Source organism: Gordonia sp. ABSL11-1 (genome assembly GCF_030315685.1).
Lineage (GTDB): Bacteria > Actinomycetota > Actinomycetes > Mycobacteriales > Mycobacteriaceae > Gordonia.
In genome coordinates this window covers 1-1,224 of record NZ_JASXSI010000079.1, presented here as the reverse complement: position 1 = coordinate 1,224, position 1,224 = coordinate 1, and the positions used below count along the sequence as shown (strand labels likewise).

The 1,224-nt window shown below is 66.0% G+C and carries 1 pseudogene; it reads left to right on the top strand.

Features of this window, described 5'->3' with window-relative positions:
• Positions 1–1,224: pseudogene (locus QSJ19_RS26495) on the top strand (IS256 family transposase); the annotation flags it as partial.

The window sequence follows — 1,224 nt, the reverse complement described above, 5'->3', positions numbered from 1 at the left end:
CCTCAGGGTATCGACCCTGCCCAGTTTCTTCACGAACACCTCACCCAAGCCTCACCGGACCTGATGCGCCAGATGCTGACCACGTTCATCAACGCGCTGCTCTCCGCCGACGCCGACGCGGTCTGCGGGGCCGGCTACAACACGCGCAGCACCGACCGGGTCAACTCCCGTAACGGCTATCGCCACCGCGATCTCGATACCCGGGCGGGCACGATCGACGTCGCGATCCCGAAACTGCGGTCGGGTACCTATTTCCCGGATTGGCTGCTCGAACGGCGCCGCCGCGCTGAGGCCGCGTTGACCTCGGTGGTGGCCACCTGCTACCTGCTCGGTGTGTCCACCCGCCGGATGGACAAGCTGGTCCAGTCGTTGGGGATCACCGGTCTGTCAAAGTCGCAGGTGTCGGTGATGGCCGCCGATCTGGACGAGAAGGTCAACGAATTCCGCACCCGCCCTTTGGATTCCGGGCCGTACACGTTCGTCGCCGCGGACGCTTTGACGATGAAAGTGCGGGAAGGTGGCCGGGTGATCAACGCCTCGGTGATGGTCGCCACCGGCGTCAATGCCGACGGGCACCGCGAGGTCCTCGGCGTGCAGGTCGCCACCGGCGAAACCCACGCCGGCTGGCTCGCGTTCTTTCCGCGATCTGACCGCCCGGGTACTGTCCGGGGTCAGGCTGGTCACCTCCGATGCCCACGCCGGGCTCGTGGAGGCCGCTGCGGCCACCCTCGGCGGTGCGAGCTGGCAGCGGTGCCGTACCCACTACGCGGCCAACCTGATGAGCGTGTGCCCGAAATCGGCGTGGCCCGGCGTCAAGGCGATGCTGCATTCGGTCTACGACCAGCCCGACCCGCCCTCGGTCAATGCCCAGTACGACAAAATGCTCGACACCCTCGCCGACACACTCCCGGCGGTGCACGCCCATCTCGACGGTGCCCGCGCCGATGTTCTGGCGTTCACCGCCTTCCCCAAAGAACTGTGGCGCCAGATCTGGTCCAACAATCCCAACGAACGACTCAACCGTGAAATACGCAGACGCACAGACGTTGTCGGGATCTTCCCGGACCGCAACTCGGTGATCCGCCTGGAGCCGGCCTGGCCGAACAACACGACGAATGGATCGAAGGCCGCCGCTACCTCAGCCTCGAGGTCCTGGCCAAGGCCCGCACCACCACCACAGCCTCCCCAACCAGCACAACCGAGGAGGTACCCGCACTCACCTAA